Source organism: Pseudomonas sp. FG47, from assembly GCF_057809115.1.
The window spans coordinates 97750-104242 of sequence record NZ_JBMDJI010000020.1 but is presented as its reverse complement, the minus strand read 5'-3'; the positions used below and the strand labels follow the sequence as shown (position 1 = coordinate 104242).

The 6493-nt window shown below is 64.2% G+C and carries 6 protein-coding genes; 2 read left to right on the top strand and 4 right to left on the bottom strand.

What is annotated here, in order from left to right:
• Positions 1 to 54 precede the first annotated feature (54 nt).
• Positions 55 to 354, bottom strand: coding sequence for a PilZ domain-containing protein (locus ACODS5_RS16310; protein WP_134691727.1), 300 nt, complete (start codon positions 352 to 354; stop codon positions 55 to 57).
• Between the two features lie 270 nt (positions 355 to 624).
• Here ACODS5_RS16310 and rssB point away from each other — a divergent pair, with 270 nt between their 5' ends.
• Together rssB and rssC are read left to right on the top strand one after the other, a co-directional pair.
• On the top strand, positions 625 to 1809 hold the full coding sequence (rssB, locus tag ACODS5_RS16305; RefSeq protein WP_134691726.1) for a two-component system response regulator RssB: 1185 nt from the start codon (positions 625 to 627) through the stop codon (positions 1807 to 1809).
• Entirely contained in the window at positions 1806 to 2288 is a 483-nt protein-coding gene (rssC, locus tag ACODS5_RS16300) for an anti-sigma factor antagonist RssC (protein ID WP_134691725.1), read from the top strand. Before rssB ends, rssC begins: the two co-directional genes overlap by 4 nt.
• Before the next feature lie 24 nt (positions 2289 to 2312).
• On the opposite strand, the gene ACODS5_RS16295 is transcribed toward rssC, so the two are convergent.
• The 3 genes from ACODS5_RS16295 to dusA form a co-directional block, all read right to left on the bottom strand.
• On the bottom strand, positions 2313 to 4166 hold the full coding sequence (locus tag ACODS5_RS16295; protein WP_489109149.1) for an alkaline phosphatase D family protein: 1854 nt from the start codon (positions 4164 to 4166) through the stop codon (positions 2313 to 2315).
• A 192-nt stretch (positions 4167 to 4358) separates the two neighbouring features.
• A complete protein-coding gene (gene tal / locus ACODS5_RS16290; RefSeq protein ID WP_489109148.1) occupies positions 4359 to 5279 on the bottom strand; it encodes a transaldolase in 921 nt (306 codons plus the stop codon).
• Between the two features lie 194 nt (positions 5280 to 5473).
• Positions 5474 to 6454: a tRNA dihydrouridine(20/20a) synthase DusA gene (gene dusA / locus ACODS5_RS16285; protein WP_489109147.1), complete on the bottom strand. Its 981-nt coding sequence runs from the start codon at positions 6452 to 6454 to the stop codon at positions 5474 to 5476.
• Positions 6455 to 6493: the final 39 nt, after the last annotated feature.

Below are 6493 nucleotides of genomic sequence, written 5' to 3'. Positions count from 1 at the left end.
CCCCCCCCTGGGCCGCAGGGCGGCCCCATTTGTTCTGGGTGAATGTGTAACGGCTTAATGCATCGCCAGGATGCGCAAGCCGAAGCGCTGCGCGCCGCCCGGCTGGTCGGCGATCCACACCACTTCGGTGCTGGCATGCAGCCCGGCGAGGGCCGCGTGCTCGGAGTCGATGCGCACTTCGAGGCGCTCACCCACCTGGAAACGCTGCGGTGCCTGCACCTGCATGCCGCTGCTGGAAAGGTCGATGCACACGGCGCTGATCACCTGGTCGGCCTGCAGCAGCTGGACCTCGGCATCGACACGCATGCGAATGAAATCGCGTTTTTCGCTGTAATCCACGGGGTGCTGGGACATGCTTGCATCCTTTCTTCAGGTTGCGCGGGTCGGCTTTCTTATAACGCCGGGTGATTTGCCCTGTAAAGTGCAGGGAAGTCTACCTGCCCATGCTTGAAACGCCAGGCGGATGGGAGTACCGTCAGCGCCTTACAGGGCACCTCACTATTTGCCGGACCAGTTTTCTTGTCCTACAACTCAGATAGAGAGTGGCTAGAGAGCATTCCAGTAGCCGTCTGTCGGTCGTTCCGCAGCCGCTACGCCAACCCAAATCTGGCGCCGTTCGCCCACATGCAGAAAACCAGTGCAACGCTGCTGATCATCGATGACGACGACGTGGTCCGTGCCAGCCTCGCCGCCTATCTGGAAGACAGCGGTTTCAGCGTCCTCCAGGCCGGTAACGGCCAGCAGGGGCTCCAGGTCTTCGAAGCACACCAGCCCGACCTCGTGATCTGCGACCTGCGCATGCCGCAAATGGGCGGCCTCGAGCTGATCCGTCGGATCAGCGAGCTGGCGCCGCAATTGCCGGTGATCGTGGTATCTGGTGCCGGGGTGATGAGCGATGCGGTCGAGGCCTTGCGCCTGGGCGCGGCGGATTACCTGATCAAGCCTCTGGAAGACCTCGCCGTGCTCGAGCATTCGGTGCGCCGCGCGCTCGACCGTTCGCGCCTGGTGCTGGAAAACCAGCGTTACCGCGACAAACTCGAGGCCGCCAACCGCGAACTGGAAGCCAGCCTGCACCTGTTGCAGGAAGACCAGACCGCAGGGCGTCAGGTGCAAATGAACATGCTCCCGGAAAACCCCTGGGTGGCCGGCGAGTTCGCCTTCGAGCACCAGATCATCCCGTCGCTGTACCTGTCCGGTGACTTCGCCGATTATTTCCGAGTGGATGACCGACGCATCGCCTTCTACCTGGCGGACGTATCCGGCCACGGCGCCTCGTCGGCGTTCGTCACGGTGCTGCTCAAGTTCATGACCACGCGGCTGCTGTTCGAATTCAAGCGCAGCGGCAAGATGCGCGAGTTCAAGCCTTCGCAGGTGCTCAGCCACATCAACCGCGGGCTGATCAACTGCAAGCTGGGCAAGCATGTGACCATGGTCGGTGGGGTCATCGACGAGGACACCGGCCTGCTCACCTACAGCGTCGGCGGCCATTTGCCGCTGCCGGTGCTGTACACCCCGGGCCAGGCCCGCTACCTCGAAGGCCGCGGCTTGCCGGTCGGGCTGTTCGACGAGGCCAGCTACCAGGACCAGGTGCTGGAGCTGCCGCCGCAGTTCAGCCTGACCCTGATGTCCGATGGCATTCTGGACCTTTTGCCGGGGCACACACTCAAAGATAAGGAAGCGACCTTGCCGGAAATCGTCAAGGCAGCGGGGGGTAGCCTGGAGGGGCTGCGCCAACGATTCGAATTGGCTACGCTTGGGGAGATGCCGGATGATATCGCCCTATTGGTGTTGAGCAGGAACCTTGAATGAGTACCGGTAGAATCCAGTTCGCCGAACAAAGCGGGACCTTCGTTCTGAAATTTGTCGGTGAAGTGCGCCTGACCCTGTGTTCGGCGCTGGATGCGACGATCGAGAAGATCTTCACCGCGCTGAACTTCTCGGCCATCGTCATCGACCTGACCGAAACCGAGAGCATCGACAGCACTACCCTGGGCCTGCTGGCCAAGCTGTCGATCCTGTCCCGGCAGAAGGTCGGCCTGCTGCCGACCGTGGTGACCACCAACCCCGACATTTCCCGCCTGCTGCAGTCCATGGGTTTCGACCAGGTGTTCAACATTGTCGACCGCCCGGTGCCATGCCCGGAGTGCCTGACCGACCTGCCCTCGCAGGACCAGGACGAAAGCGTGGTGCGCTCCAAGGTGCTGGAGGCGCACAAGATCCTCATGGGCTTGAACGACTCCAACCGCGAAGCCTTCCATGACCTGGTGCATGCGCTGGAGCGGTCCTGATCCTCATCGTGGCCGGCGCTGGCGTCAGTCCTGGATGAACGCCGTCGCCGGCGAACCATCGGCATTCAACTGATACACTCGCGTCGGTCGCCCCTGGTCATCGAAGAACACCTGCCCCAACCCGGCGCTGTTCCACAGCCGTTCCCCGGCCATGCTGCGGCTCGGTATGCGCGGCACCACCTCCATCTCCCGGCGTTTGGTGAACCAGTTCAGCGGCGAGCGCGGCGAATACAGCCAGCGGTTGAGCCGGTCGAGTACATCCAGCAGGCGCCGCGGAAACTCGTTCTTGATACCGCTGCTGGTCACCTGCCACAGGTGTGGGCTGCGCTGGCGATGGCGGATCAGCACCTGATAGACGAACGAGTAGTGCACATCGCCCGAAAGCACCACGTAATGCCCCGGCGTGCGCGAATGGCGGAAGATGTTGAGGATCACCTGTGCCGCGCCGCGGTGTGCCATCCAGTTCTCCGCATCCACCAGCAGTGGATAGCCCAGGGCGCTGAACACCCGCTGGACGGTCTCGATCAGCTTGACCCCAAAGATCGGCGCCGGTGACACGATGATTGCCGAAGGGTGGTCCAGCAGTGCCTGCTGCAACTCGCTCAGCGCTTCCCAGTCGAGCAGGCCCGAAGGCTTGGCCAGGTTGCTCTCGCTGCGCCAGCGGCGAGTGCGGGTGTCCAGCACCAGCAGTGGCGGGTTGCTCGGTAGAGTGTATTGCCAGCCTTGAAAACGCAGCAGTTCGCCGATCAGCACGTCCCGCTCATCGCTCAACTGCAGGCATTGCTCGACCAGCGCCGCGCAGCCGTCCGGGTCGTTGCCCCAGCCCTGGCACAGCAGGTAGCCGAGCAGGGCGTTGCCGATGATGCGCCGTGAGAACGGGTGGCCATAGGCGGTCTGTTCCCACTGCGCCGACAGGTTCCAGTCGTCGGTGATGTCGTGGTCATCGAAGATCATCAGGCAGGGCAGGTGGGCCATGACTCGCGCCACCTGGCCGAGGCTGTCGCGGAAGGCCTCGATCAGCGGCAGTTCGTGGCGGTAACGGGCCTGGCGCTTGTCGGTGAGGCCGGATGGCATCTGCATACCCACCAGCGACCAGGGCAGCGGTGACCAGACCAACAGGTACATGGCCATGACTTCGGCGAAGGTCACCAGGTGGTTGTCGGCGTTGCTGGAGGAGAAGATCGGCTTGCGTTTGCCGCCGAAGAAGCGCTCGCGCAGGGTTTCGTTGCTTTGCTGCGCCGGCAGCAGGTCGGCGCGGTGGTAATAGCAGGCCGGATGCTGGTAGAGCGCGGCGCCGCTGTCGACCAGGGCGCCGTCCAGTGCCTCGTCGAACAGGCCCAGACGCTCGATCAACCCGTGGATGGCGCGCAGCATGGGGCCGGCGACATCGTCGGCATACACCTGATCGCCACTCATCAACAACACGGCGGGGCGCTCCTCGGGGCGCGGGCCGGCGGCCAGCAGGCGGTCGGCGCACAGCAGGCCGTCGGCAGCCGGATGATGGGGCTTGCGGCACGAGCCGTGGAGCACCTGGTCGAGGCGCTCGCGCAGCACGAAGCTGGGGCGGCTGGCGCCGGGGTAGAGCAGGTGCGAGGCCCAGTCGGCGATGCCCTGGCCGTTGGCCAGGCGCAGGTCGTAATTGAGGGCCACGTCGCAGGGTAGCGGCTGATCGAAGTGGATATCCAGCAGGTGGATGAAGGCGTGCGTACCGACCGCAATCACTTCGCAATGCGCAGTGGCGCTGATGCCGGCCTGTTCCAGGACAAATTCGGCTTGCAGCGGTTGCGAACCGACCAGCCAGATCGCCAGGCGCTGTGGCTCCAGACGGCGCAGCAGCGGGCCGGCAAGGACAAGGGGGAGGGTGGCGCTGGGGATCATCTAAGGCTCGGCTTTGTCTGCTATTACGCCCTCGCGGGGCAAGCCCGCTCCCACAGGTTATGGGGAATGCGGCAAATTCATTGTGGCAGCGGGCTTGCCCTGCGATGGCATCAGCGGCCACCCCAATGAAAACGGGCGGAAATGCTCTGCATTAACCGCCCGTCGATCAAGCCGAAGATGTATCAGGTTTTGTCAGCCAGCCATCAGCGCTTCCAGCTTCTCCTGGTCGCGGGCGAACTGGCGGATGCCTTCTGCCAGCTTCTCGGTGGCCATGGCGTCTTCGTTCATCGCCCAGCGGAACTGGCTTTCGCTCAGCACCTGCTTGGCCTCCCCGGCATTGCCTGGGGTGAGGATGCGCGGCAGCGCGCCTTGGTCTTCGGCCAGCTGCTGCAACAGCTCGGGGCTGATGGTCAGGCGGTCACAGCCGGCAAGCTGTTCGATCTGGCCGATGTTGCGGAAGCTTGCGCCCATGACCACGGTGTTGTAGCCGTTGGTCTTGTAGTAGTCGTAGATGCGGGTGACCGACTGCACGCCCGGATCCTCGGCGCCGACGTAGTCCTTGCCGCTGCTCTTCTTGTACCAGTCGTAGATGCGCCCCACGAACGGCGAGATCAGGAACACCCCGGCGTCGGCACAGGCCTGGGCCTGGGCGAAGGAGAACAGCAGGGTCAGGTTGGTCTGGATGCCTTCCTTTTCCAGCTGCTCGGCGGCGCGGATGCCTTCCCAGGTGGAGGCCAGCTTGATCAGCACGCGGTCGCGCTTGATACCTGCGGCGTCGTACAGCTCGATCAACTGGCGGGCCTTTTTCAGCAGCGCCGGCTCGTCGAACGACAGCCGTGCGTCCACCTCGGTGGAGATGCGCCCCGGGATGACCTTGAGAATGCCCGAACCCACCGCCACGGCGAACTTGTCGCAGGCCAGGTCGACATTGCCCTTGGCGTCGGCCTTGACCTGCTTGAGCAGGTCGGCGTAACCCGGGATGGCCGCCGCCTTGAGCAGCAGCGAAGGGTTGGTGGTGGCGTCGACCGGCTTGAGGCGGGTGATGGCGTCGAGGTCGCCGGTGTCGGCGACCACGGTGGTGAATTGCTTGAGTTGTTCCAGCTTGGAGGTCATGGGTGTGCTCTGTCCTGTGCAATGACTCGACATTACCCGAGCCCCGACGACCACTCAAGGCCCGTCGCAGGCAGATCGGGAAAGCCCCCCGCTAGGAGCGGACGTGCCCCGCGATGGGCTGCAAAGCAGGCCGGCTATAACGCCGGGCCTGCCGAAGGCTCTCCCTTCGAGTGCCAACCCCGGTCCAGGTTCCCTCAGCGCCCTTGCAGCAGCTCGGCGGCCTGGTCCAGCACCTGCAGTGGCTCGCTGGCCTTGTGAATATCCGCCGACAGCAACTGGCGGAAGCGCCGCGCCCCCGGGAAGCCCTGGCCCAGGCCGAGGATATGCCGGGTAATGTGATGCATCGCGCCACCGCTTTGCATGTGCGCGACGATATAAGGGCGCAGTTTCTCCATGGCCTCGGCGCGGCTGACCACCGGCGCGATGCTGCCGAACAGCTGCTGGTCCACCTCGGCCAGCAGGTACGGGTTGTGGTAGGCCTCGCGGCCCAGCATCACGCCGTCGAAGGTCTGCAGGTGGTTGCGGCATTCGTCGAGGGTCTTGATGCCACCGTTGAGCACCAGTTCCAGTTCGGGGAAGTCGGCCTTCAACTGCGCCGCGACGTCATAGCGCAGTGGCGGGATTTCGCGGTTTTCCTTGGGCGACAGGCCCTCGAGGATGGCGATGCGCGCATGCACGGTGAAGCTACGGCACCCGGCGTCGCGCACCTGGCCGACGAAGTCGCGCAGCTCGGCATAGCTGTCGCGGCCGTTGATGCCGATGCGGTGCTTGACCGTGACAGGGATGCTCACGGCGTCCTGCATGGCCTTGACGCAGTCGGCCACCAGCGCCGGGTGGCCCATCAGGCAGGCGCCGATCATGTTGTTCTGCACCCGGTCGCTGGGGCAGCCGACGTTGAGGTTGACCTCGTCGTAGCCCGCCGCTTCGGCCAGGCGCGCGCAGGCGGCCAGGTCCGCCGGCACGCTGCCGCCCAGTTGCAGGGCCAACGGGTGCTCGGCTTGATCATGGCGCAGGAAGCGCTGGGCGTCGTTGTGCAGCAAGGCGCCGGTGGTGACCATTTCGGTGTAGAGCAGGGCGTGCTGGGAGAGCAGGCGCAGGAAGAACCGGCAGTGGCGGTCGGTCCAGTCCATCATCGGCGCAACGGAAAATCTACGCGACATAAGTTGTTGATTCATATCGTATTTTTTCTTTCAAGATAGACCCATTTTACGCGT

Coding starts and splice junctions, on each gene's coding strand:
- ACODS5_RS16310 (WP_134691727.1), bottom strand. CDS start 354: ATGTCCCAGCACCCCGTGGATTACAGCGAAAAACGCGATTTCATTCGC.
- rssB (WP_134691726.1), top strand. CDS start 625: ATGCAGAAAACCAGTGCAACGCTGCTGATCATCGATGACGACGACGTG.
- rssC (WP_134691725.1), top strand. CDS start 1,806: ATGAGTACCGGTAGAATCCAGTTCGCCGAACAAAGCGGGACCTTCGTT.
- ACODS5_RS16295 (WP_489109149.1), bottom strand. CDS start 4,166: ATGATCCCCAGCGCCACCCTCCCCCTTGTCCTTGCCGGCCCGCTGCTG.
- tal (WP_489109148.1), bottom strand. CDS start 5,279: ATGACCTCCAAGCTGGAACAACTCAAGCAATTCACCACCGTGGTCGCC.
- dusA (WP_489109147.1), bottom strand. CDS start 6,454: ATGAATCAACAACTTATGTCGCGTAGATTTTCCGTTGCGCCGATGATG.